Here is a 24,016-nt window from a genome sequence, read left to right on the forward strand (position 1 = left end):
GCCCAGATTCAACAAGGAGCGCAATGTCCAAGTTTGATGCGCGATCGCAGATCGAGAAGGTGCTCCTCATCTTGAGTGAGGGGCTGGAACCGCACGTCGCTGCGCGATTCCACGAGCTTGCGCCGGCCGTCGCCAATTGGACCGACATCGTCGAGCGCAAGGACCGGCAGGTCGGCCGTGCCTACGCCCGCTACAACCCGAGGGACCTTACGCTGATCCTTCGCGCGTTCACGGAGTCGTTTGGCTCGATCGGCTACCCGTTCGCAGGGGTTCTCAGCCGCCAGGCCCAGAACTGTGCGAGCGAGCTGCGCACCATCCGGAACAAGTGGGCGCACAACGAGGTGTTCTCCACCGCTGAGGTCTACCGTGCACTCGATTGCGCGGAGATCCTGCTGCAAGCGCTGCAGGCCGATGAGTCAGCCGCACGGGTGGGTGAACTCAAGACCGCGACCATCGCCGCCATGGCAGCGGAGAGCGGGACGTCGTTCGCCCCCGTCGTCGAGGCCGCATCGGACCAGAGGGTCGTTCCGCCCCCGGCCAAGGGGTCCCAGGCAGCTGAGCCGGAGCAAGGCGCGCCAGCTCAGCCGTTCCCGACGTCGGCCCCTGCCGTGGGCGGGCCCACCGCGCGCATCTCGGTGAGTTCTCTCCCGGTCCTCAGCTACGCGCACGCGCGAAACGCGATCGCGATCGTCGACGAAGTGACGATCGACTATCAGGGCGAGGAACTCCGCGGAGCCTCCGTGGAGGTCGAGGCGATCTGCGGGCTCGGGTCGCTCGGCGACCCCAAGGTCGTCATCATCGATCTCGACGGAAACCGCCCCGTCATCCTGCGGAACGCCGATCTCGTACTCGATCCGGCACGGATGCTGAACGTCGAGCATCCGACGCAAGGTGTCGTCCGCGTCAGCCTGCGTGATCCGGCCGGTGCCGTCATCGCGTATCAGGACGTGGAAGTGGAGGTTCTGGCGGCGAACCAGTGGCGGGCCAATCCGCCGCAACTCGGTCTCGAGCTGCTCGCCTCCTTCGTGCAGCCAAACTCGCCCGCCATCGCACCGGTTCTGGTCGAAGCATCCGACCTGCTCCAAGCGAAGACGGGTGTCCCGGATCTCGACGGCTACCAGCAAGGTTCCCGCGAGCGGGTGGACGCGATTGTCGAGGCGGTCTACGAAGCCATGCGAGCTCGGGACATCCGCTACGCCGAACCCCCTGCGAGCTGGGGACTCGACGGGCAGAAGGTGCGGACCCCCGCCGAGGTGCTCGAGGGACGACTCGGTACCTGTCTCGATACGACTGTCACCCTCGCCGCGGCGCTCGAAGAAGCAGGGATCAATTCGACGCTGTGGCTGCTCCCCGGCCACATCTTCCTCGGGTACTGGCGAGACGACGCGAGCCTCGACGGACCCGCTCAGATGGACCCATCGGAAGCCATCAACTACGTCGGCATCGGCCAGATCGAAGTCGTCGAGACGACATTCATGACCGGAGGCACGAGCTCGAAGCCGTTCGCCGAGGCTCGACGTCACCATCACACCACCACGCTCGCCGGTGATGCCTCGGCGGTGCTCGGCATCACCGATGTCAAGCAGGCTCGGCTGGCGCGGATATACCCGCTACCCAGTCGGGTCGTGGGCGAAGCGGGCGACGTGCAGGTCGTCGAGTACAAAGTCGCCCCGTCCCCGGAAGCATTGCACTATGCGCCGTCCGCAGAGGCGATCGCGGGCGGGACCGCCAAGGATCTCCCTCCCCGCGTTGCGCAGTGGAAGAACGCTCTTCTCGATCTGAGCCTGCGTAACAGGCTCATCAACTACGGCGACAAGTCCGGTTACCCACTCGCGGTGCCGCAGCCATCCCTGGCCGCGTTCGAAGACTTGGTGAACAACGGCACTTCGATCACCCTCGTGCCGAACGATCGCATCCCCACCGTCGACGGCAGCCGGGGAATCCGGTACGGACAGGATCTCCCGGAAACGGCCCGGGCAGGCATGCTCGCTGAGCGGAAGCAGGTCTTCGTCGGCGTCACCGAAGCGACCTACATCCCTCGACTGCGAGCCCTCGCCTACAAGGCGCGGACGATCGTCGAGGAGACCGGCGCCAACAATCTGTATCTCGCGTTCGGAATGCTGCGGTGGACGTTCAACGACCGTGAGCTCCGCTCCCCGCTCGTACTCGTTCCGGTGACCCTCGAGTCGGCCGGGGGCGGGAAAGTGTTCCGTCTCAGCATCGACGAGGCGGGGGAGTCCACGCCGAACTATTGTCTCCTCGAGAAGCTCCGGCTGAGCTTCGGGCTCGACATCCCGGGGCTCGCCAATCCGGTGAAGGACGATTCGGGCATCGACCTTCCGGCAGCGTTCGCGGCAACGAGGCAAGCACTCGCTGCCGCGCGGCTCCCGTTCACCGTCGAAGACACCGTGGACCTGTCGATTCTGCAGTTCGCGAAGTATCGACTCTGGAAAGACCTCGACGAGAACTGGGCCGAGTTCGGAGCCAACCCGCTCGTGAACCATCTCATCCACACCCCGACCGCGGAGTTCGTCGACCCCGTCCCGGCTCCGACCGATGTCGATCTCGACGCGCTCAGCAACGCCGTCCCCGTTCCCGCTGATTCCTCTCAGCTTGAGGCGGTCGCCGAGGCGTCAGCGGGCCGCACCTTCGTCCTCGAGGGGCCCCCGGGAACCGGCAAGTCGCAGACCATCACGAACCTGCTGGCGCACTCGCTCGCCAACGGCAAGCGTGTGTTGTTCGTCGCCGAGAAGCGGGCGGCCCTCGACGTCGTCAAGAGCAGGTTGGATGCGGTCGGCCTCGGCCCCTTCTCGCTCGACCTGCACGACAAGGGAGCGCGGCCGGCAGCCGTGCGGGCGCAGATCCGTGCGGCGATCGACGCTGTTGTCCGGCCGGACGCAGCCGCACTCAAGGCCGAGACGGAGACCGCCGCAACCAGTCGCGGATCGCTTAAGCGGTACGCGCAGCGACTCCATGAACCGAACGCCGCCGGCCTGTCGTTGTACTCCGCTCGCGCTCAGCTGCTCGCATCAGCCGAGGATATCGACCCGCTCGCGATCCCCGCGACGTTCGTCGCGACGGCATCAGAGGAACAGTTCGACAGCCTGCGAGACACCCTGCGGACGCTTCCTGAAACCGCGGACCTCGCTCACCCTGCACCGGTGCATCCATGGGGCTTCGTGACGGCTGAAGCTGCCGACACGATCGACACGAAAGAACTTCACGCCGCCGCCCGTGACTTCGACGCTGCGCTTTCCGACGTGCTCGGACGGCAGGTTGACCTCGGATTGTTGGCGCTCGCATCCACGCCGAGCGCTCTCGATCGTTGGGCTTCGCTTGCGAATGCGCCCCGCTTCCCGCTCGACGCCGTCGACGACATCTATGCCCGTAACAGGGCAGGGGAGATCGCCGCGCTGCAGGAACGGCTCGATGCGAGTGCCGTCGAGCGGCCCTGGTTCGCTTCAGTAGGACCCGAGGCCCTCGATGGCGATGTGCACGCAGTGCACCAGTCGGCGGTGGAAGCCGCTGCCTCAGGCTTCTTCGGGCGCCGCAAGCGGCAGCGTGCAGCACTCGCCGGGTTCGGGGCGGCGTTGCGCGCCGACGCGCGAAGCTTCCCCGCTCGGGAGGTGACACCGTTGACGGCAGAAGTGGCCCGCACTGCGGACGAGATCGCTTCGTTGCGTGCAGCGCTGCTAGCACTCCCGCTACCACTGGTGACTACTGACTGGAACCCGTACCTCCGCGAAGGCATTGACCCCGCGAAGGCCACGCTCGGATGGGTGGTGTGGCTCGGTACACAGCTCTCGGCAGCTGACGCCGACGCCGAGCTGCGAGACGCCCTTCGCCGGTACTACGCGGCGACTCCCACCGACTCGGCGTTCGCGGAAGCTCTAACCAGGCTCGCGGCCGCATGGCGTGCACTCTGTGCGGCGAGTGGTGTCGTCGGCACTGAGGAAGAAGGCTGTGCGGTGCTGTCTGCGTGGGCCGGGGACAAACCGTTCTTCGAAATGTGGCGTGCGACAGCCGGGCCACGCAACCTGGCGACGACCGAGCCGGTCTCCCTCGAGCGTTGGGTCGCATTCCAGCGGCATCTCGCGCCCCTGCTTCGCTTCGGCTTGGTGGATGCCCACACTGCGCTACTCACCGGGCGGATCCCGGCGGATCTCGCCACCCTTGCCTTCGACAAAGGCGTAGCGCTGGCCTCCATCTCGGAACGGGCGGATTCGCAGGCGATGGCCGCATTCGACGTCCCGGCTCACAACCGCACCATCGACAGGTTCACGTCGAGTGCCGCCGCCATCCGGGACGCGCTCCCCAAGTGGATTCCGGCTGAGATCATCGCGAAGCGCAGGATTGATCCGACCTACGAGGGCGGCATGATGGGGGAGCTGAAGCGCCAGCTCGCGCGGCAGCGCGGAGGCATGAGCGTCCGTGCGCTCTTCGAGAACTACGGCGACCTCATTACGCAGATCGCGCCGTGTGTGCTCATGAGTCCCGAATCGGTGGCACGCTTCTTTCCGGCGAAGGCGCGGATGTTCGACATCGTCGTCTTCGACGAGGCTTCCCAGATCCGAGTGGCGGATGCTGTCGGTGCCATGGGGCGAGGCTCGTCGGTCGTAGTTGTAGGTGACAGTAAGCAGATGCCGCCGTCCAGTTTCGCCGAAGCGAGCAGCGACATCGATGCCGACGTTTCCTCCGGCGCGGACGTCGTGGCCGACGAGGAATCGATCCTGACCGAATGCGTGCAGGCGCGCCTCCCTCGTCAGTGGCTGTCATGGCACTACCGGAGTCAGGACGAGGCGCTCATCGCCTTCAGCAACCACGCCTACTACGACAGCCGGCTCTCGTCGTTCCCCGCACCTTGGCCCGCGAACGACGCGGTTGGCGACCCCGACCATGGAATCTCGCTCGTTCGAGTCGATGGTCGATTCAACCGCTCCGGTCGAGGAAAGGAGCTTCGGACCAACCGCGTGGAGGCGGAGGCCATCGTTCGAGAAGTCGAACAGCGATTCCAGGCCTCGCCGGACGCGACCCCGTCCCTGGGGATCATCACCTTCAACGCTCAGCAGCGCGCCTTGATCGAGACGCTCCTCAGGGAGGCGCCCGACGCTAGGATCGCGCAGGCGCTCGATGAACGCGACGGACTGTTCGTGAAGAACCTCGAGAACGTGCAGGGCGACGAACGGGACACCATTCTGTTCTCGGTCGCGTTCAGCGCAAATGATCGCGGCATCATCCCGCTCAACTTCGGGCCGCTTTCGCGTGCCGGCGGTGAGCGACGCCTCAATGTCGCGATCACCCGTGCGCGTCGCCAGGTGATCCTCTTTGCGAGCTTCGATCCCTCGGAACTGCGTGCCGAGGAGACCGCGTCGGTCGGAATCAAGCACCTGAAGGGCTATCTCGAGCTTGCCGCCTCCGGCGTTGAGTCGGCGACGGACAGCGCACAGCGAGAACGGTTGATCGATCGCCACCGGGACGAGATCGCGGACGAACTGCGCTACCGGGGATTCGCCGTGCAGACCGACGTCGGGTTGTCTGACTTCCGCGTTGATATCTCGATCGCGGACGCGACTGAGCCGCAGCAGCCGCTTGTTGCGGTGCTCCTCGACGGTGAGAACTGGCGTGCACGTCGTACGGTGGCGGATCGCGACGGGCTCCCTGTCGACGTGCTGAAGGGGCTCATGAAGTGGCCTGGCGTCGAACGAGTGTGGCTTCCGGAGTGGCTCCAGCAGCGCGACGAGACGCTCGCGCGTCTTGCGAATGCAGTGTTGAAAGCCGGCGAAGCACTGAGGAACGCGAAGACGGACCCGCCCGCGCGGGCTGAGTCCAACGTAAACATCGCCGAGAGGAACCCCGAGCCGGCGCCCGTCGAGGATTCGATGACGCTTCGCGCTAAGCCCGCGCAGAAGACGAGCGAGTCCACGGAGAACGGCCTTCGGCATCCTCACCTGCGCCAGTACGCCGAGTGGGAACCACGCCGTGTCGGGACGAAGGACACGCTTGATCGCCTGCCAGACCCCGTTGCGGTGAACAAGGTTCGTGCTGTGATGAGCGAGATCATTCAGCAGGAGGGGCCCATCCACAAAACGCGGTTGGCTCGGCTCGTCGCCGAATCCTTCGGCCTCGCTCGTGTCGCGTCTGGACGCACCGAAGCGATCCTGCGGTGCCTGCCGCAGGAGTTCATGCGTACCACCGACCAATGGTCCGCATGGCCCGGGGGGATCGACCCACTCGAGTGGCGGGATGTGCGTCGCAGCGAGCCGGGAGGCGGGCGAAACCTCGAGCATGTTTCGCTCGTCGAGATCGCGAACGCGATGGCTGTGGTGGCCGAGTTGGGGGGCGGCATGAGCGAGGACGAGCTCAAGCGCCAGGCCCTCGCGTTGTTCGGCGGCAAGCGAATGACGGAGGGAGTTTCCGCACGTCTGGACGCCGGCATTCAGCGGGGGCTGGACACCGGGCGTATCGAGCGCGACGGGCGCGGCCTCTTCCGGGCGGTCCGAGTGCATTAGGACGTGTTGCTAAATCCATTGCAGAGCGGCGGAGAGGCAGATCCCTGCCGCGTATGACCGGGCGGTCTTGTCGTAGCGGGAAGCGAGTCCGCGCCACTGCTTCACGAAGTTGAAGCACCGCTCGACGACGTTGCGGCCCTTGTGGCGCTCCCGTTGCTCATCGCCGAAGTCGATCGGACGGCCCGGACGCTTGCGACGGTGCGCGATCTGGTCGTCGCGTTCGGGGATCGTGGCCTTGACGCCGCGCTCGCGCAGCCAGGCCCGGTTCCTCTTCGACGGGTAGCCCTTGTCCGCGAGCACCCGGTCCGGCCTCGTGCGCACAGGCCCTCGGCCGGGGACGTGGATCTCGTCGAGTACGCAGGTGAACATGCTCGTGTCTGCGACCTGCCCGCCAGTGAGGACGAACGCCAGCGCCCGGGCCTTCCCGTCGCAGACGAGATGGATCTTCGTCGTCAAACCACCCCGTGACCGGCCGATCGCGTGGTCAGGAGGCTCTGGCCCGGACTTCTTGTAGTTCGACGGATCCCCCTGTGACCCGGGGCAAGGTCGCGCCATGCTGATGGACACGCGCGATCGAGGAATCCACCGACACGACCCAGTCGATCTCGCCAGCGAGCGACGCCCGCTTCTGCACGTGGGTGAGCAGGTCCTCCCAGACGCCGTCGCTCGCCCACCGGCGGAAGTTCTTATAGATCGTGTTCCAGCTCCCGAACCGATCGGGCAGGTCTCGCCACGCCGATCCCGTGCGGAACCGCCACGCGGTCGCCTCGACCACCGTGCGCCGATCCACCGGAGGACGGCCCCGTGTCCTCACCGGCGGGAACACGTCCCGGATCAGCTCCCATTGGCCGGTCACGGGGTGGTTTGAGCACGAAGATCCATCACCTCGTCGACGGGCGCGGGCTTCCGCTGGTCGTGCTCGTGGGTCCCGGTCAGGCCGGGGATGCGCCGATGTTCCCGGTGCTCATGGATCACCTCAGCGTCGCCCGGGTCGGCCCGGGCAGACCACGCACCCGACCGGAGCGGGTCCGCGCCGATAAGGCGTACTCGTCGCGCGCGATCCGCACCCATCTGCGCGATCGTGGCATCGTCGCCGTGATCCCCGAGCCGTCCGACCAGCAAGGAAACCGGAAACGACGCGGCTCCCGTGGCGGCCGACCGGTCAGCTACGACATCGAGGATTACAAGGGCCGCAACGTCGTCGAGCGCGGCTTCAACGAAGACAAGCAGTGGCGCGGCCTCGCGACGCGCTACGACAAACTCGCGCTCACCTACCGCGGCGGCGCCGTCCTACGAGCCATCACCCTCTGGCTCAAACGGTTAGGAGACACGCCCTAGGCCTAGCATGGAGGGGATGCGCATCTCGGCCAACCCCCTTCGCGGTCAGCAGTTCCCCGCCGTCCTCCTGCTCGCCGCGGCGGGCCTCGGGCTGCTCCTGGCCAACCTCCCGACGCACGATGCCCTCGCGGGCATCCTGCACACCCACCTCGCCGTCCCCGGCACCGACCTGGACCTGTCCGTGGCGCACTGGGTGTCCGACGGACTGCTGGCGATCTTCTTCCTGGTGGTCGCGATCGAGCTGCGGCACGAGCTCACCCACGGCGAGCTGAACTCGGTGCGCAAGGCCGTGCAGCCGGCAATCGCCGCGACCGGCGGCGTGATCGTGCCGATCGCGCTGTACCTGCTCATCGCGGGCGGCGCGGAGACGCGGGCGGGCTGGCCGATCCCGACCGCCACCGACATCGCGTTCGCGCTCGGGGTGCTGGCCATGTTCGGCCGCGGCCTGCCGTCCGGGGTGCGGGTGTTCCTGCTCGCCCTGGCCATCCTCGACGACATCATCGGCATCGTGTTCATCGCCGTGCTGTTCGCGCGCGACGTGAACGTGGCGGCGTTCCTGCTCGCCCTGGCCGCGGTCGCCGTGTTCTGGCTGCTGAGCCGCTGGCTGCACGCGTCCGGGCACATCGGCATCGCCATCGCCATGGGCGTGGTCGGAGTGCTCACCTGGGGGCTCGTCGCCGCCTCCGGCATCCACGCCACGATCGCGGGCGTGATGCTCGGGCTGGTGATGGCACCGGTGCCGGCCGAGCGGGTGCGGCACGCACTGGAGCCGACGGTGAACGGGTTCATCCTGCCCGTGTTCGCGTTCGTCGCCGCGTTCGTCGTGATCCCCGCCGTCTCGCCGCGGGAGCTGTCGCCGGCGTTCTGGGCGATCCTCGTGGCACTGCCGGTCGGCAAGATCATCGGCATCGGCCTGTTCGGCTGGCTGAGCATGCAGATCCGGCCGCGCGGCACGGCACCCGCCCTGGTGTTCCCCGATCTGCTCGCCGCCGGCGCGCTCGGCGGCATCGGCTTCACGGTGTCGCTGCTGCTGGCGAACCTCGCCTTCGCGGATGACGCCGCGATCCGCGATCAGGCGATCCTCGGGGTGCTCGGTGGATCCCTGGTCGCGCTCGCACTGTCGGGCGTGTTCGTCTCGCTGCGCGCGCACTGGTACCGCCGGGTCGCCGCCGCGGCGGAGTGAGGAGGGCGGCATGACCGCATCGCGTCCGGAGACCGATCCGCCGGCCGTCGCCGACCCGCTGCGCGCAGCGGCGGAGACGATGCGTGCGGTGCGCGAACGCTGCGTCTGGTCGCAGCGGATCACGCACCGCGACCTCGTCCCGTACCTCGTCGAGGAGGCGCACGAGGTGATCGATGCGGTCGAGGCCGGAACCAGGGACGAGCTGCGCGAGGAACTCGGCGACCTGCTCTGGCAGGTGCTGTTCCACGCGGCGATCGCCGCGCAGGACCCGGACGCGCCGTTCGACATCGACGACGTGGCGCGCGGGCTCACCGAGAAGATGGTGCGACGGCATCCGCACGTGTTCGCGGATGCCGTGGCGACGACGCCCGAGGAGGTGCTCGTGCACTGGAACGCGGCGAAGGCGGCGGAGAAGCGCGAGCGGCGCAGTGTGCTGGACGGCGTGCCGCGGGGCATGCCGGCGCTCGCCCTGGCCCAGAAGCTCCTCGGCCGCGCCGCACCCGTCGTCGCCGCCCCCACCGAGACCCACGCCCCCGCCACGGAAGCCGAACTGGGCGACGCGCTGCTCGCGCTGGTCGCCCAGGCGCACCTGCACGGCTGGGACGCCGAACGCGCCCTCCGCGAGCGCCTCCGCCGCCTCGAAGACGAGGTGCGCGCCGCCGAGCACCCCTGACCACCGCTTTCACCGGGGGAATGCCCCTATGTCCTCTGTCAAGCGGCGAGGGCGGGTTGGGCTGGTCGCGGTTGGTAGAGGGTGCCGTCGCGGAGCATGGCGTAGAGGACGTCGGAGCGGCGTCGAGCTAGGGCGATGAGGGCCTGGTTGTGGCGTTTGCCTTGGGCGATCTTGCGGTCGTAGTAGGCGCGTGATTCGGGGTCTCGGAGTGCGGCGAACGCGGAGAGGAACATGGTCCGTTTCAGGATCTTGTTCCCGCGCCGGGAGGGATGCTCGCCGCGGATCGAGGTGCCGGATCGTCGGGTCACGGGTGCGAGGCCGGCGTAGGCGGCGAGGTGCCCGGCAGTGGCGAAGGTCTTGGTGGTGACTTCGGTGAGGAGCCGGGCTGCGGTCCTGACGCCGACTCCGGGCATGCTCGTCAGGACCGGTTGAAGAGGGTGAGCGTCGACGATCTTCTCGACCTCGATGGCGATCTCATCACGCTGCCGTCGCAACGCCTGGAGCTGCTCTGCGAGCCTGGGGAGCACCAGCGCGGCGGCGTCGGTGCCGGTCACCACGACGGTCTGCTCGCCGAGCGCGGTCATGATCTCTGCCGCCCAGACACGACCTTTGCGGGGCGCGTTCTTCAGCAGCCGGTTCCCTAGCCGCTTCTCACCCGCAGTCTTCATCGCCGCCGGCGACGGGTAGCGCTGCAGCAGGTCCAGGATCGCGGGGTGATCCAGCCGCGGCCCGAGCACGCGTTCCAGCGCCGGGTGGATTTGGGTGAGCAGACCCCTGATCCGGTTGGAGACCTGGACGATCTGACCGGCGAGGTCGTCGTCGAACCCGCAGAGCATGCTCAGCTCCGCGACCTTCTCGTCGGCGACCTGGATCGACCGGAGCGTGTGCGGCATGGTGCGGGCCGTTTCGGCGATGATCGCCGCGTCTCTCGCGTCGGTCTTCGCCTCACCGGGATGCAGATCCGCGATGCGCCGCATCGCCAACCCCGGCAGGTAACCGACGAGAGCACCTGCGGCTTGCGCGACCGCGACCGGGAGTGCACCGATCGTCGCGGGTTGATCTACGACCAGCAGCACCACGCCATGCGAGGCGAGCTGGTCGATCACCGCCCGCAATTGGCGCTCGTCGTTCGGGAGTGCTCGGTCGAATAGTCGCTTGGCTTCCCGGTCGAGCGCGACCGCGTGATGCTCGCCCTTGCCGACGTCGAGCCCAACGAACACGTCGACCTCGTCGTATCTGTCGATGCTGGTGACCACTTCGTCCTCCGCTTCACTCGTGACGGCGTCCGCGGCGGCGCGTCTCGGCATCCACGTTACGAACGGCCTCGAGCATGCTCGGGTCCAGCCCCTATCAGCGATCACACACCGCCAACCAGGCCCGGTGACAACACCCCCCGGATCATCGAGGACAGGGGGCAGCAATCATGCCGGGCCCGGCAGGCCGTCACCGCCCAGCATGGCCGCCGAGCGGGTCACGAAGAAAGTAACGGGGGCGGACGGAGTCGGGAGGGTTCGCTCCGACCTGGGAAGATGGACGGGTGGCAACCGTGAACCCGCCGCGCGGCATGCGCGACTTCCTCCCCGCTGACAAGGCCCGTCGCGAGCGCGTGCTCGCCGTCATCCGCGAGCGCTACCGCGCGCACGGCTTCGACGAGATCGAGACGCCCGTCGTCGAGGAGTACGACCGGCTGCACGCCGGGATCGGCGGCGACAACGAGAAGCTGTCGTACAACATCCTCCGCCGCGGGCTCGACGCCGACGCCATCCGCGCCGCCGCCGACGACCCCGCCGCGCTGTCCGACCTCGGTCTGCGCTACGACCTCACGGTGCCGCTGGCGCGCTTCTACGCGAGCAACCGCGGCCAGCTGCCCGGCGTCTTCCGGTCGATCCAGATCGGCCCGGTCTGGCGCGCCGAGCGCCCGCAGAAGGGCCGCTACCGCCAGTTCGTGCAGTGCGACATCGACATCATGGGCGACGACACCGCCCGCGCCGAGGCCGAGCTGATCGCCGCCTCCCTGGACACCCTGGACGCGCTCGGGCTCGAGGGCGGCACGGTCCGGGTCAACGATCGCCGGGTGCTGGACTGGATGCTGGGGTCGTTCGGCTTCGCCGAGGCCGAGCGGCCCGGGGTGCTGATCACCATCGACAAGCTCGACAAGATCGGCCCGGAGGGCGTGACGGCCGAGCTGCGCGACCGCGATGCGACCCCGGATGCCGTGGACGCGTTCTCCGCGTTCCTCACCCGCCCGCGGACGATGGAGCACCACCCGTACGGCGAACGGCAGATCCGCACCGCCCTGCCGGAGGGCGCCCCCGAGGAGATCGTCGGTCACCTCGTGGCCCTCGGCGACGCGGTCGCCGCGGCCCGAGCATCCGACGATGCCGGCGACGCCCTCGTGTTCGACCCGTTCCTGGTGCGCGGCATGGGCTACTACACGGGGACCATCTTCGAGCTCGCACACCCCTCGGTCGGCTACTCGCTGGGCGGCGGCGGCCGCTACGACGGCATGATCGGCCGCTTCCTCGGTCAGCAGGTGCCCGCCGTCGGCTTCTCGATCGGTTTCGAGCGCATCGTCGACCTCGTCGCCGAGCGGGAGACGGATGCCGCGCCGGCGGTCGTCCTCGTGCACGACGCCGACGTCCCGGTCGGGGAGCTGATCGCGCACAAGACCGCCGTGCTACGCTCGCTGCCGTCCGGCGGGCGGGTGCGGCTGGAGCGCCGCACGAAGAACCTCAAGGGCCTGCTCGAGCGCGCCGCCGCCGACGGGTACACCGCCTTCGCCTCCGTGCGCGCCGGCGACGCCCCCGGGACCGCCGAGGTCAAGCCGCTGATGTGACGGGCGGTCGCGGCCCGCCCGTCAGGAGCCGGGGGCCTCCGCGAACGACGCCGCCCACTCGGCCACGCGGCGCGCGCTCTCCTCGTCGGAGAGGTCCTCGACGCGGGTCATGATCGACCAGCGCACCCCGAACGGGTCGCGGATGCTGGCGTAGCGATCGCCGGAGACGAAGGCGGACGGCGCCTCCCGCACCACCGCGCCGGCCGCGATTGCGCGTTCCACCACCGCGTCCACGTCGGGCACGTACAGGCCGATCGAGTAGCAGTCGTCCTCGCCGGCCGGCGGCGGCACGAGGCGGTACTGGGGGCTGGGCTCGCCCAGCTGCAGCCGGCCCAGGCCGAAGTCCAGGTCGGCGTGCGCGATCGAGCCGCCGAACTCGGTCACGTCCACGACCCGGGCGCCGAACACGTCGCGGTAGAACGCGATCGCGCCCGCGGCATCCGGGATCGCGAGGAACGGGGTCAGCGACGTCGCCGAGTTCGGCCTGCCGTCGGTCGTGTGCTGACCGGTCACGCCGGTCGTCCGTGTGTCTTCCATGGGTCCGACGGTACGGATCGCTCCCTCCGCCGGCTTGAAGATTCGCGCCAGGATGCCTGGGCATGCCGGCCTCGTAGGCTGGAGCCATGGTCGAGCCCACCCGCGGCATCCTCTTCCCCCGCCGGCTCCCCGACTTCCGCCGCCTGCCCGCACCGCCATCGGTCGCGCACGCGGCCGCCTGGTTCTGGATCCCGGAATGGGATCTCGCCCCCGGGGAGGTGTCGCCGCAGGCGATCGTCGGCTATCCCGCGCTCAACCTCGTCGTCGAAGGCGCGGCCGTCACACTCTGCGGCGCAACGACCCGGGCCGGAATCCGCGAGCTGCGCGGACGCGGCTGGGCGGTCGGCGCCCTGCTGCGACCGGCGGCCGTGGCCCGCCTGATCGACGACCCGGCGTCGCTGCGCGACCGGGAGACGACCTACCCGGCCCCCGAGCTGCAGGCATCCGTCGCGCGGGCGATGGCGAGCGGACCCCGGAGGCACGAGCGCGCCGTGTCGGCGTTCGCCGCGTGGCTGGCCGAGCACGTGGGGGACCAGGACGAGGTCGCCGCGCATGCGAACGCGATGGCCGACCTGCTGATGGGGGACCCCGAGGTCCGCACGCCGGAGCAGGCGGCGGCGCGGCTGGCCGTGTCGGTGCGCACCCTGCAGCGGATGGCCCACCGCTTCGTGGGCCTGCCGCCCGCGGCGATGATCCGCCGCCGTCGTCTGCAGGAGGCCGCCGAGCGCGTGCGGAACGACCCGGCGGCCGATCTCGCATCGATCGCCGCGGAGTTCGGGTATGCCGACCACGCCCATCTCGCCCGTGAGTTCCGCGCCGTGCTCGGCTTCGCGCCCTCCGAGTACCGCGCCCGCCTCGCCGGCACCTGACCCTGGCGCGACCCTGGCACGCCCCTGGCACGAGACTTCTGCGACCGCGCGAGACGGCACGAACGGCGGCGCGTCCCACGCAGGAGGACCTGTCTCACGCCAGACCAGAAGTCTCGTCCCGACCCGGGGGTCAACGGCGTCTCACGGGCGGTGGGAGAGGCGCAGCCGCGCCGCCCGGTACAGCACGCCGACGAGCACCACGCCCGTGCCGACCAGCGACGCCAGCGGCGGCAGCGTGCTCACCAGCACCAGGCATCCGACCGCGCCGACCAGCTGCAGCGCCCGCGGGTAGCGGCGGGCCCCGCCCTCCTGCCGGAACGCCGACGCGTTCGCGAGCAGGTAGTACAGCAGCACGCCGAACGAGGAGAACCCGATCGCGCCGCGCAGGTCGGCGACCAGGACGATCGCGACGACGACGGCCCCGATCGCGATCTCGGCCCGGCGCGGCACGTGCCACCGCTCGTCCACCCCCGCCAGGAACCGGGGCAGGTCGGCCTCCCGCGCCATGGCGAGCGTGGTGCGGCCGATCCCGGTCAGCAGCGCCAGCAGGGCGCCCAGGGACGCCGTCGCCGCCGCGATCCGCACCACCGGGGCGAGCGGAGCCCAGCCCGCCGCGGCGAGCACGTCCGCGAGCGGGGCCGCCCGGCCGATCGCGTCCGCCCCGAGCGTCAGCGTCGTGGCCAGCCCGGTGAGCGCGTACACCACGAGGGCGCCGGCGAGGGCGATCGTCACGGCACGCGGGATGGTGCGGGCCGGGTCGACGACCTCCTCGCCCATCGTGGCGATGCGCGCGTAACCGGCGAAGGCGAAGAACAGCAGGCCTGCGCCCTGCAGCACGCCGTACGCCGTGGCATCGGGCAGCGGCGCCGGGTCCGCGGTCGGAGCCGCGGTCAGCCCCGCCGCGACGACGACCGCGAGCCCCAGCAGCGAGCAGACCACGAGGATGCGGGTGAGCAGCGCGGTGCGGGTGACGCCGACGCAGTTCACGGCGGTGAGGGCGACGACGGCCGCGACCGCCACCGGCGTCCGCCAGCCCTCCGGCGCCGCATAGGCGGCGAAGGTCATCGCCATCGCCGCGCAGCTGGCGATCTTCCCGATCACGAAGCACCAGCCCGCCACGAATCCCGCCCACGGCCCGATCTCGGCACGCGCGTACGCGTACGTGCCGCCGGAGACCGGATGCACGGCCGCAAGCTGCGCGGAGGAGGTGGCGTTGCAGTAGGCCACCAGCGCCGCGACCGCGAGGGCGATGAACACCCCGGAACCGGCCGCGCCCAGCGCCGGCGACCAGACGGCGAAGACGCCGGCGCCGATCATCGAGCCCAGCCCGATGGCGACGGCGTCGGTCAGCTGGAGACGTCGTGCGAGCGGCATCCGTCCATCGTGGCACGGGCGGTGACCCGACGGCGGATCCCGGCGTCCGCGCTGTGTCGGCTCCCGAGGACCCGGGCGGCCCGGCCAGGATGGGAGAGGCCGGCGCCCGCGGATCCGCGGTGCGCATCCGGCACCGACCACGACCCGCCGGGAAGGGACCGCCATAACCGACGCCGCCGTACGCCGCCCCGGGGTCGCTCCGGCTCCCACCGCCGTGCCCTGGACCGCGGTGGTCCTGTTCACCGTTCTCGCCTGCGGCCTGGCCTGGCTGGTCGCGCTGCCGCTGTGGCTGGGGGACGGGCTCGCCGCGCCGATCGCCGCCGCCGTGCTGCCGGCGATGATGCTCACGCCCGCGCTCGCCGCGGTGATCGTCGCCTTCGTGCTCCGGATGCCGCCGCGCGGCGAGCGCGGGCGGTTCCTGGGCGTGTGGCCGCTCCGGCCCGCTCGCCGCGTGGTGTGGCTGAGCGTGATCGGATGGCTGGCGCCGCCGCTGGTCGTCGGGGCGAGCCTCCTCGTCGCCGTGGCGCTCCGCGTCCTGAAGCTGGATCCGACGTTCGGCGCCTTCGCCCGCGAGCTCGAGCGCGCCGTTCCGCCCGGCACGCCGCTGCCGCCGGTCGGCGTCCTCGTCGCCGCCCAGGTCGCCTCGATCCCCGTCGCCACGCTGGTGAACAGCCTGTTCGCGTTCGGGGAGGAGCTCGGCTGGCGGGGCTGGCTGCTCCCGGCGCTGCGGCCGCTCGGCACCTGGCCGGCGCGGCTGATCAGCGGGGTGATCTGGGGTGTGTGGCACAGCCCGGTGATCCTGCTCGGATACAACTTCGCCCGCACCGACGTCACCGGGGTGCTGTTCATGATCGGCGGATGCCTCGCCTGGGGCGTGCTGCTGGGCTGGCTGCGCCTGCGGTCGGGCTCGGTGTGGCCGGCCGTGCTCGCCCACGGCGCGCTGAACGCCTCCGGCGGGCTGATCCTCCTCGTCGCTGCCGGCCGGCCTGACCTCGCACTCGCCGGTCCGCTCGGCGTGGCCGGCTGGATCGTGTGCGGCCTCCTCGCGGTGGTGCTCGTGCTGACCGGGCAGTTCCGGCGGCAGCCCGCGCTCGCCCGTCGGCGCCGCGCATGCCGACCGCGCCGCCGCCGACCGCGCCTCCCGCCTCCGGACCGTCGGCTCCGGAGGCTTGACCGCACCGCATCCGGCGGGGTTGGCTGAGCGCATGGCTGAATCCACACCCTCCACCTGGCGCGCCGCCGACGACTTCCTCGCCGAGATCCTCATCGGACCGGACGCCGCCCTGGAAGGCGCGCTCGCCGCGCAGCGGGAGGCGGGGATGCCGGAGATCGAGGTCGCCCCGGTCAGCGGCAAGCTGCTGAACCTGCTGGTGCGGATCAGCGGCGCCCGCCGGGTGCTCGAGATCGGCACGCTGGGCGGGTACTCGACCATCTGGATGGCGCGCGCGGTGGGCGAGGGCGGCAAGGTCGTGACGATCGAGGCGGAGCCCGGCAACGCCGCCGTCGCGCGGCGCAGCATCGACGCCGCCGGGGTCGGCGACCGCGTCGACATCCGGATCGGGCGGGGCGCGGACGTGCTGCCGACCCTGCAGGGCGAGGAGCCGTTCGACCTGGTCTTCATCGACGCCGACAAGGAGTCCAACACGATCTACCTGGACTGGGCGGCCCGGCTCGGGCATCCGGGCACCGTCGTCGTGCTCGACAACATCGGCCGCGACGGTGAGATCGTGAACCCCGGCAGCACCGACTCGAAGGTCATCGGCACCAGGCAGGCGCTGCGGATGCTGGGGGAGGATCCCCGCTTCGACGCCACCGCGCTGCAGACGGTCGGCCTGAAGGGCTGGGACGGCGTCGCGATCGCCGTCGTCGTCTGAGAAGCGGGCGCCCACCCCGCCCGCACGCTGATGAGGTCGGCGCCCGCCGTCACCGGCCGCGGCCGCCGCCGTACCCCTCGCTAGACTGTGCCACGGACCGAAGCCGCTCCACCCCTCCCTTCCCTCTTGAACAAGGAGCACAACGTGGCACTGATCGAGGCTGTAGGCGCACGCGAGATCCTGGACTCGCGCGGAAACCCGACCATCGAGGTGGAGGTGCTCCTCGATGACGGTGTCGTGCAGCGTGCCGCCGTCCCGTCCGGCGCGTCGACCGGCGCCTTCGAGGCGTACGAGCTCCGCGACGGCGACAAGAGCCGCTACGGGGGCAAGGGCGTCCTGAAGGCGGTCGAGGCCGTCATCGACGAGCTGGGGCCCGCGATCGAGGGCCTGGAGGCCAGCGAGCAGCGCGTCATCGACGAGGTGCTCGTCGAGGTCGACGGCACCGAGAACAAGAAGCGCGTCGGCGCCAACGCCATCCTCGGCGTCAGCCTCGCCGTCGCGAAGGCCGCCGCCGACTCGGCCGACCTGCCGCTGTTCCGCTACCTGGGCGGTCCGAACGCGCACGTCCTCCCGGTGCCGCTGTTCAACGTCATCAACGGCGGCGAGCACGCCGACAACGGCATCGACATGCAGGAGTTCTTCCTCGCCCCGATCGGCGCCGACACCTACGCCGAATCGCTGCGCTGGGGCGTGGAGACCTACCACGTGCTCAAGGCCGAGCTGAAGGCCGCCGGCTACGCCACCGGCCTCGGCGACGAGGGCGGCTTCGCCCCCGACCTGCCCAGCAACCGCGAGGGCCTCGACTTCCTCATCAAGGCCATCGAGAAGGCCGGTTACACCCCGGGCACCGACATCGCGCTCGGCCTCGACGTCGCCGCGACCGAGTTCTTCAAGGACGGCGTCTACCGCCTGGAGAACAAGGACTGGTCGGCCGACCAGCTGATCGAGTACTACGAGGGCCTGGTGCGCGACTACCCGATCGTCACGATCGAGGACGCCCTCGCCGAGGACGACTGGGACAACTGGAAGAGCCTCACCGAGAAGCTGGGCAGCAAGGTGCAGCTCGTCGGCGACGACCTGTTCGTCACCAACCCGGCCCGCCTGGCGGACGGGATCCGGCGCGGCGTCGGCAACTCGCTGCTGGTCAAGGTGAACCAGATCGGCACCCTCTCGGAGACCCTGGACGCGGTCAGCCTCGCCCAGCGTTCCGGGTACACCGCGATGCTCTCGCACCGCTCGGGCGAGACCGAGGACACCACGATCGCCGACCTGGTCGTGGCCACCAACTCGGGTCAGATCAAGACCGGTGCGCCCGCCCGCAGCGAGCGCGTCGCGAAGTACAATCAGCTTCTGCGCATCGAGGAGGAGCTCGGCGACGCCGCGGTCTTCGCCGGTCGCTCCGCATTCCCGCGCTTCCAGGGCTGACCTCCGGGCCGGGCCCGCACAGGCCGCCCGGCCCGACGACATCCGCTGAGACGAAGGGGGAACCATGGCACGACGCCCGGTTCCCCCTTCGCCGTCTCCGCGCGCGGGTGCCGCACAGGCCGCGCCGGCGAAGGGACGTCGCGCCCGCACGTCCGTCGGCAGCGCCCGCGGCGCTGCGCCGGCATCCGGCCGCCGTCGCGACGTCGACGTGCGGGAGTGGACCAGCGGCATCCGGCTCTCCGGCTTCGCCGTCATCATGCTCTCCCTCGTCATCCTCGGCACCTGGGTGCTGGTGCCCACGCTCGGCACCTACCTCGAGCAGCGCCAGCGGATCGCGGCTCTGGAGGAGTCCGTGCAGCTGACGAAGGAGGAGATCGCCGCGCTCGAGCACCAGCAGGAGCGCTGGGAGGACCCCGCCTACATCACCGCGCAGGCCCGGGAGCGGCTGTACTACGTGCGGCCGGGGGAGGTCGTCTACCTCATCGACAACGACCTCGAGCCCACCGACCTGCCGCGGGCGCAGACACCGGTCAGCGACGAGATCGCCGAGCGCCCCTCGGACTGGATGCCCCAGCTGCTGCGCAGCATCGTGGGCGCCGGGCTGGCGCAGAGCGCGGTCGAAGCCCCGGCCGGCTGAGCCTTCCTCCAGGTGCGCTCCCGTACCCTGGAGACGTGACGACACCGCCCTTCGCGCCCCCGACCGACGCCGAGATCTCCGTGGTCTCCGAGCAGCTCGGCCGCGCCGCGCGCGGTGTCGTCGGCATCGCGGCGCGCTGCGTCTGCGGCAACCCGACGGTGGTCGCCACGGCGCCGCGCCTGGAGGACGGCACGCCGTTCCCGACGTTCTACTACCTCACGCATCCCGCCGCGACGGCCGCGATGTCCACCCTCGAGGCCGGCCAGCTCATGCCCGAGCTGGCGGCGCTCCTGGAGCAGGACGACATCGCCGACGCGTACCGCGCCGCGCACGAGGCTTACCTGGCCGACCGGTCGCACTATGGCGAGGTGCCCGAGATCGACGGCATCTCCGCCGGCGGGATGCCGACGCGGGTGAAGTGCCTGCACGCGCTCGCCGGTCACGCGCTCGCCGCCGGTCCCGGCGTCAACCCGATCGGCGACGCCGCCCTCGCCCGCTCCTCCTGGTCGCCGGAGCGATGCGCGTGCGTCCGTCCCGGCGCCGCGCGCGGAGACGAGGCGGGATGATCACGCGGCGGATGCTGCGCAGCATCGTCGCGGTCGCGGCGGTGGCGGCATCCGTGCTCCTGGCCGGGGCCGCCCCGGCAGCCGCATCAGCCACCCCCGCGCCGACGCCCACCCCGCCCATCCCGGACCAGCGCGCCGACCCGGTGCGGGGCGCGCAGTACTGGCTGGACGGGTCGAGGATCCGCGACGCGTGGCAGGTGACGCGCGGGAAGGGCACCACGATCGCGATCATCGACACCGGCATCGGCAAGCCCCCGGTGACCTTCGACGGCGCGGTCGCGGACGGCGCCGACTTCTCCGGCAGCGGCACCGAGGACGGACGCACCCCGGTCGGCGCCGTGAACAGCAATCACGGGACCTGGGTGGCCTCCCTCGCCGCCGGCCGCGGCAATCCGGACGGCACCGGCCTGATCGGCGTGGCCCCCGAGGCGCAGCTGCTGTCGATCTCGCTCGGCTTCGGGGCGTCCGCGGCGGCCCCGTTCACCGAGCAGGTCGCGGACGCCATGCGCTGGTCGGTGGACCACGGCGCCGACGTGATCAACCTGTCCTTCACGACGAACACGCTGGACTGGGATCAGAGCTGGGACGAGGCGTTCCTGTACGCCTTCGAGCACGACGTGGTCGTCGTGGTCGCCGCGGGGAACCGGGGGAGCGGCACCGGCATCGTCGGCGCTCCCGCCACCATCCCCGGCGTCCTCACGGTCGGCGGGGTGGACCAGGCCGGCAAGGCGAGCCTGGAGGCGTCCACCCAGGGCTTCACCATCGGCGTCTCCGCGCCCAGCGAGGACCTGCTCGGCATGTCCGCGGACGGCAAGGTGGTGCAGTGGGACGGCACCAGCGGCGCCGCCCCCATCGTGGCGGGTGCGGCGGCGCTCGTGCGCTCCGCGCACCCCGACCTGGACGCCGCCAACGTCATCAACCGGATCATCAGGACGGCGGCGCCCGTCCCCGGCGCCGCGAAGCCGCACGATCCGCTCTACGGCTACGGGCTGCTCGACGTGCACGCGGCCGTGACGGCGTCCGTCGCCCCGGTCGCGGAGAACCCGATGGGCGACCTCGAGGAGTGGATCCGGCTGCATCGGCGCGCGGCATCCGAGCCCCAGCCGGAACCGGAGGTGACGCCCGTGAGCGTGCCGCCGCTGCCGGCTGCGGACCCGCCCAGCGAGCCCGGATCGCCCCTGCTGCCGAGCTCTGAGTCGCTGCGTTACGGTACCCTCCCGCTTCTAGCACTCACGGTCCCTGGTATCCTGATCGGGCTTGGCGTCACCGCAGCTGCCCGGCGCATCCGTCTGGCGCGCGGTCGTCGCACGCCTTCACCCTGACGACGAGGAGTTGTCCCCCTGTGCCTCAGAACACCGCCGTGCCTGAGAACGCCGTGCCGAAGATCCTGATCGTCGGTGGAGGCTACGCAGGCTTCTACACGGCCTGGAAGCTCGAGAAGCACCTCCGCAAGGGCGAGGCCGAGGTCACCATGGTCGACCCGCTGCCCTACATGACGTACCAGCCCTTCCTGCCCGAGGTCGCGGCCGGATCGATCGAGCCGCGTCACGCGGTGGTCGCGCATCGCCGTCACCTCAAGCGCACCAACGTCATCACCGCGAAGGTCACCGGCATCGACCACGCCAACAATGTCGCCACGATCACGCCCCCGATCGGCGAGCCGTACGAGTTCGCGTACGACCAGATCGTCGTCACCGCCGGCGCCGTCTCGCGCACGTTCCCGATCCCCGGCATCGCCGACAACGCGATCGGGATGAAGACCATCGAGGAGGCCGTCGCCGTCCGCGACCGCCTGTTGTCGAACTTCGACAAGGCGGCCGCCATCCCGGCCGGGCCGGAGCGCGACCGGCTGCTCACCGTCGTCGTCGTCGGTGGCGGCTTCGCCGGCATCGAGGCGTTCGCCGAGCTGCGCTCGCTGGCATCCGCCCTCGTCTCCAAGTACCCCCAGCTCACCTTCGAGGACACCCACTTCCACCTCATCGAGGCGATGGGGCGGATCATGCCGGAGGTCTCGCTGAAGACCAGCGAGTGGGTGCTGAAGGACCTCGCCAAGCGCGGCGCGAACGTGCACCTGGACACCCAGGTCACCAGCGCGGTCGACGGCGACGTCGAGCTCTCCACCGGCGAGGTGATCCCGGCCGACCTGATCGTGTGGACTGCCGGTGTGATGGCCAACCCGACCGTCGTGCGCGGCGGCGACCTGCCCGTCGAGGAGCGCGGCCGGATCCAGACCCGTGCCGACCTGCGCGTCGGCACCGCGGACGAGATCGTCGAGGGCGCGTGGGCGGCCGGCGACGTGTCGGCCGTGCCGGACCTCTCCGGCGGCGGCGTCGGCGGCTACTGCGTGCCGAACGCCCAGCACGCCGTGCGCCAGGCCAAGCTGCTCGCCAAGAACCTCGTCGCCGTGCTGCGCGGCGAGGAGCCGAAGGAGTACTTCCACAAGAACCTCGGCGCCGTGGCCGGTCTCGGCCTCTACAACGGCGTCTTCCAGTCCGGCGACATCGCGCTGAAGGGTTTCATCGCCTGGATCGCGCACCGCGGCTACCACGGCCTGGCCATGCCGTCGTGGGAGCGCAAGTGGCGCGTGCTGTGGGGCTGGTGGAACAACCTGTGGCTCGGCCGCGACATCGTGAACCTGCAGGCCGTGCAGCACCCGCGCGCCGCCTTCGAGGAGTTCGCGGCACGTCCGCGTCCGGCTGCGGATGCCACGGCGCCCGCGCCCGCGAAGACCGAGCCGGCCGCCGCGAAGGCCGAGCCGGCGGCGGCGAAGGCCGGCGCCGCGGCCGCGAAGAAGGATGCCGCGGACAAGAAGCCCGCCGCGAAGAAGCCGGTCGCCAAGAAGGCCTCGGTCAAGACGGCGGAGAAGGCGAGCGCCTGATCCGGCCGGACGCCGAGCCGTCCGGACGCTGAGCCTGTCGAAGCGTCCGCAACTCGCCGGACGCTGAACCTGCCGGACGCTGAGCCTGTCGAAGCGTCCGTCACGACCCGAAGTCACGACCCGAAGAGCGCGCCGCGGTCCTCAGGACCCGGCGCGCTCTTTCGCGTCCCCGAAACCCTCTTACCTTCGTCATCTATCGAGTTACGATAGATACATATCGTCGAACGTGAGGGGCTGATATGGGAAGACTGACGATCCTGGCGCTGCGGGTGGTCATCGCGCTGTCGCTGGCCGGCTCGGTGGTGGTGCAGGCGATGATCCTGCTCGCGGTGTGGCGCGACCTCGACGACGCCGGTGTCGCCGATGTGCAGAAGACCGTGCTGATCGCGATCTTCGCCCTCGGAGTGGTCACCATGCAGGTGTTCGCCGTGTGCATCTGGCAGCTGCTCACGCTGGTGCGGCGGGGCTCCGTGTTCTCGCATGCCGCCTTCCGGTACGTGGACGTGATCATCGGGGCGATCGCCGCGGCATCCGTCCTCGCGTTCGCGCTGGCCGCGCTCCTCGCGCCAGGGGACGTCGCCCCGGGCATCGTCGGGCTGATCTGCGGCGTGTCGCTCGTGCTCGCCGGCATCGCGCTGCTCGTGGTCGTGATGCGGCGGCTGCTCGTGCAGGCGATCGAGCGGGATGCCGAGGCGCGGGCGCTGCGCTCCGAGCTGGACGAGGTGGTCTGAGTGCCGATCATCGTGGACGTCGACGTCATGCTGGCCCGGCGGAAGATGTCGGTGGGCACGCTCGCCGAGCGGATCGGGATCACTCCCGCGAACCTCGCCGTGCTGAAGAACGGCCGCGCCAAGGCGGTGCGGTTCTCCACCCTGGACGCGCTGTGCCGGGTGCTGGAGTGCCAGCCGGGGGACCTGCTGCGGTGGGAGCCGGACGAGGCGGCCGGCGAGCGGGGCGGCGAAGTGACCGTGGCCGCGCGGGAGGACTGAGGACGCCGGCGGGGACCGTGCCCCCGCTGGGATTCGAACCCGCCCCACCGGCCCCCACCGGCCCTCCACCTGTCGCTGCGCGACGCGCGGAGCCTCCGCCGGCGGGGACCCCGGAGTCGTGTGTCTCACCCAGGCACGAGAACGGTCGACGCCACCGCCCTGCGGGCGGCGCCGCCGACCGTGCCCCCGCTGGGATTCGAACCCGCCCCACCGGCCCTCCACCCGTCGCTGCGCGACGCGCGGAGCCTCCGCCGGCGGGGACCCCGGAGTCGTGCGTCTCACCCAGGCACGAGAACGGTCGACGCCACCGCCCTGCGGGCGGCGCCGC

At 70.6% G+C, this 24,016-nt stretch carries 17 protein-coding genes and 2 pseudogenes; 15 read left to right on the plus strand and 4 right to left on the minus strand.

Annotated elements, in window-relative coordinates:
* The first annotated feature begins 23 nt into the window (after positions 1–23).
* Positions 24–6,509, plus strand: a complete 6,486-nt coding sequence (proA, locus tag JSY13_RS03085) for an anti-phage protein ProA (RefSeq protein ID WP_259607577.1) — start codon at positions 24–26, stop codon at positions 6,507–6,509.
* 9 nt (positions 6,510–6,518) lie between these two features.
* On the opposite strand, the pseudogene JSY13_RS12640 reads toward proA, so the two are convergent.
* Positions 6,519–7,365, minus strand: a pseudogene (locus tag JSY13_RS12640) (IS5 family transposase).
* On the opposite strand from JSY13_RS12640, the pseudogene JSY13_RS03100 reads away from it, so the two are divergent.
* From JSY13_RS03100 to JSY13_RS03110, 3 genes and pseudogenes are all read left to right on the plus strand, one after another.
* Positions 7,338–7,847, plus strand: a pseudogene (locus JSY13_RS03100) (IS5 family transposase); the annotation flags it as partial. The pseudogenes JSY13_RS12640 and JSY13_RS03100 sit on opposite strands and share 28 nt — an antisense overlap.
* A 16-nt stretch (positions 7,848–7,863) precedes the next feature.
* Entirely contained in the window at positions 7,864–9,030 is a 1,167-nt protein-coding gene (locus JSY13_RS03105; protein ID WP_259607581.1) for a Na+/H+ antiporter NhaA, read from the plus strand.
* Positions 9,031–9,040: 10 nt separating this feature from the next.
* Entirely contained in the window at positions 9,041–9,703 is a 663-nt protein-coding gene (locus JSY13_RS03110) for a nucleoside triphosphate pyrophosphohydrolase (RefSeq protein WP_259607582.1), read from the plus strand.
* A 38-nt stretch (positions 9,704–9,741) separates the two neighbouring features.
* Here the strand turns inward: JSY13_RS03110 and JSY13_RS03115 are convergent, their stop codons facing one another.
* Positions 9,742–11,010 (minus strand): IS110 family RNA-guided transposase, encoded by a 1,269-nt coding sequence (locus JSY13_RS03115; RefSeq protein WP_239541894.1) that lies wholly within the window; start codon positions 11,008–11,010, stop codon positions 9,742–9,744.
* 257 nt (positions 11,011–11,267) lie between these two features.
* Here JSY13_RS03115 and JSY13_RS03120 point away from each other — a divergent pair, with 257 nt between their 5' ends.
* A complete protein-coding gene (locus tag JSY13_RS03120) occupies positions 11,268–12,539 on the plus strand; it encodes a histidine--tRNA ligase (RefSeq protein ID WP_259608252.1) in 1,272 nt (423 codons plus the stop codon).
* 21 nt (positions 12,540–12,560) lie between these two features.
* On the opposite strand, the gene JSY13_RS03125 is transcribed toward JSY13_RS03120, so the two are convergent.
* Positions 12,561–13,076 carry a VOC family protein gene (locus JSY13_RS03125; RefSeq protein WP_259607583.1) on the minus strand — a complete coding sequence of 172 codons (516 nt, stop codon included), beginning with the start codon at positions 13,074–13,076 and terminating at the stop codon, positions 12,561–12,563.
* Between the two features lie 86 nt (positions 13,077–13,162).
* On the opposite strand from JSY13_RS03125, the gene JSY13_RS03130 reads away from it, so the two are divergent.
* Positions 13,163–13,945, plus strand: coding sequence for a helix-turn-helix domain-containing protein (locus JSY13_RS03130; protein ID WP_259607584.1), 783 nt, complete (start codon positions 13,163–13,165; stop codon positions 13,943–13,945).
* A gap of 141 nt (positions 13,946–14,086) precedes the next feature.
* Here JSY13_RS03130 and JSY13_RS03135 read toward each other — a convergent pair whose 3' ends face one another.
* Positions 14,087–15,319, minus strand: a complete 1,233-nt coding sequence (locus JSY13_RS03135; RefSeq protein WP_259607585.1) for an APC family permease — start codon at positions 15,317–15,319, stop codon at positions 14,087–14,089.
* A gap of 214 nt (positions 15,320–15,533) precedes the next feature.
* On the opposite strand from JSY13_RS03135, the gene JSY13_RS03140 reads away from it, so the two are divergent.
* The 9 genes from JSY13_RS03140 (at position 15,534) to JSY13_RS03180 (ending at position 23,688) form a co-directional block, all read left to right on the plus strand.
* A complete protein-coding gene (locus tag JSY13_RS03140; protein WP_259607586.1) occupies positions 15,534–16,520 on the plus strand; it encodes a CPBP family intramembrane glutamic endopeptidase in 987 nt (328 codons plus the stop codon).
* Positions 16,521–16,524: 4 nt separating this feature from the next.
* Positions 16,525–17,193 (plus strand): O-methyltransferase, encoded by a 669-nt coding sequence (locus JSY13_RS03145; RefSeq protein ID WP_259607588.1) that lies wholly within the window; start codon positions 16,525–16,527, stop codon positions 17,191–17,193.
* A 144-nt stretch (positions 17,194–17,337) separates the two neighbouring features.
* Positions 17,338–18,618 carry a phosphopyruvate hydratase gene (gene eno / locus JSY13_RS03150; protein ID WP_259607590.1) on the plus strand — a complete coding sequence of 427 codons (1,281 nt, stop codon included), beginning with the start codon at positions 17,338–17,340 and terminating at the stop codon, positions 18,616–18,618.
* Positions 18,619–18,682: 64 nt separating this feature from the next.
* The gene (locus JSY13_RS03155) at positions 18,683–19,255 is read left to right on the plus strand and encodes an FtsB family cell division protein (RefSeq protein WP_259607592.1); all 573 of its coding nucleotides are present in this window, start codon (positions 18,683–18,685) and stop codon (positions 19,253–19,255) included.
* 35 nt (positions 19,256–19,290) lie between these two features.
* Positions 19,291–19,821 carry a DUF501 domain-containing protein gene (locus tag JSY13_RS03160; protein WP_259607594.1) on the plus strand — a complete coding sequence of 177 codons (531 nt, stop codon included), beginning with the start codon at positions 19,291–19,293 and terminating at the stop codon, positions 19,819–19,821.
* Positions 19,818–21,143 (plus strand): S8 family serine peptidase, encoded by a 1,326-nt coding sequence (locus tag JSY13_RS03165; RefSeq protein ID WP_259607596.1) that lies wholly within the window; start codon positions 19,818–19,820, stop codon positions 21,141–21,143. Before JSY13_RS03160 ends, JSY13_RS03165 begins: the two co-directional genes overlap by 4 nt.
* Positions 21,144–21,196: 53 nt before the next feature.
* Positions 21,197–22,699: an NAD(P)/FAD-dependent oxidoreductase gene (locus JSY13_RS03170; protein WP_259608253.1), complete on the plus strand. Its 1,503-nt coding sequence runs from the start codon at positions 21,197–21,199 to the stop codon at positions 22,697–22,699.
* A 239-nt stretch (positions 22,700–22,938) separates the two neighbouring features.
* A complete protein-coding gene (locus tag JSY13_RS03175) occupies positions 22,939–23,430 on the plus strand; it encodes a DUF2975 domain-containing protein (protein ID WP_259607598.1) in 492 nt (163 codons plus the stop codon).
* Positions 23,431–23,688, plus strand: coding sequence for a helix-turn-helix domain-containing protein (locus JSY13_RS03180; protein WP_259607599.1), 258 nt, complete (start codon positions 23,431–23,433; stop codon positions 23,686–23,688).
* Positions 23,689–24,016 lie beyond the last annotated feature (328 nt).

The sequence above is a fragment of the Microbacterium neungamense genome (assembly GCF_024971095.1).
In the GTDB taxonomy this organism is placed as follows: Bacteria; Actinomycetota; Actinomycetes; order Actinomycetales; family Microbacteriaceae; genus Microbacterium; species Microbacterium neungamense.

Coding starts and splice junctions, on each gene's coding strand:
- JSY13_RS03145 (WP_259607588.1), top strand. CDS start 16,525: ATGGCTGAATCCACACCCTCCACCTGGCGCGCCGCCGACGACTTCCTC.
- JSY13_RS03120 (WP_259608252.1), top strand. CDS start 11,268: ATGCGCGACTTCCTCCCCGCTGACAAGGCCCGTCGCGAGCGCGTGCTC.
- JSY13_RS03125 (WP_259607583.1), bottom strand. CDS start 13,076: ATGGAAGACACACGGACGACCGGCGTGACCGGTCAGCACACGACCGAC.
- JSY13_RS03105 (WP_259607581.1), top strand. CDS start 7,864: ATGCGCATCTCGGCCAACCCCCTTCGCGGTCAGCAGTTCCCCGCCGTC.
- proA (WP_259607577.1), top strand. CDS start 24: ATGTCCAAGTTTGATGCGCGATCGCAGATCGAGAAGGTGCTCCTCATC.
- JSY13_RS03135 (WP_259607585.1), bottom strand. CDS start 15,319: ATGCCGCTCGCACGACGTCTCCAGCTGACCGACGCCGTCGCCATCGGG.
- JSY13_RS03110 (WP_259607582.1), top strand. CDS start 9,041: ATGACCGCATCGCGTCCGGAGACCGATCCGCCGGCCGTCGCCGACCCG.
- JSY13_RS03165 (WP_259607596.1), top strand. CDS start 19,818: ATGATCACGCGGCGGATGCTGCGCAGCATCGTCGCGGTCGCGGCGGTG.
- JSY13_RS03115 (WP_239541894.1), bottom strand. CDS start 11,010: ATGCCGAGACGCGCCGCCGCGGACGCCGTCACGAGTGAAGCGGAGGAC.
- JSY13_RS03130 (WP_259607584.1), top strand. CDS start 13,163: ATGGTCGAGCCCACCCGCGGCATCCTCTTCCCCCGCCGGCTCCCCGAC.
- JSY13_RS03175 (WP_259607598.1), top strand. CDS start 22,939: ATGGGAAGACTGACGATCCTGGCGCTGCGGGTGGTCATCGCGCTGTCG.
- JSY13_RS03155 (WP_259607592.1), top strand. CDS start 18,683: ATGGCACGACGCCCGGTTCCCCCTTCGCCGTCTCCGCGCGCGGGTGCC.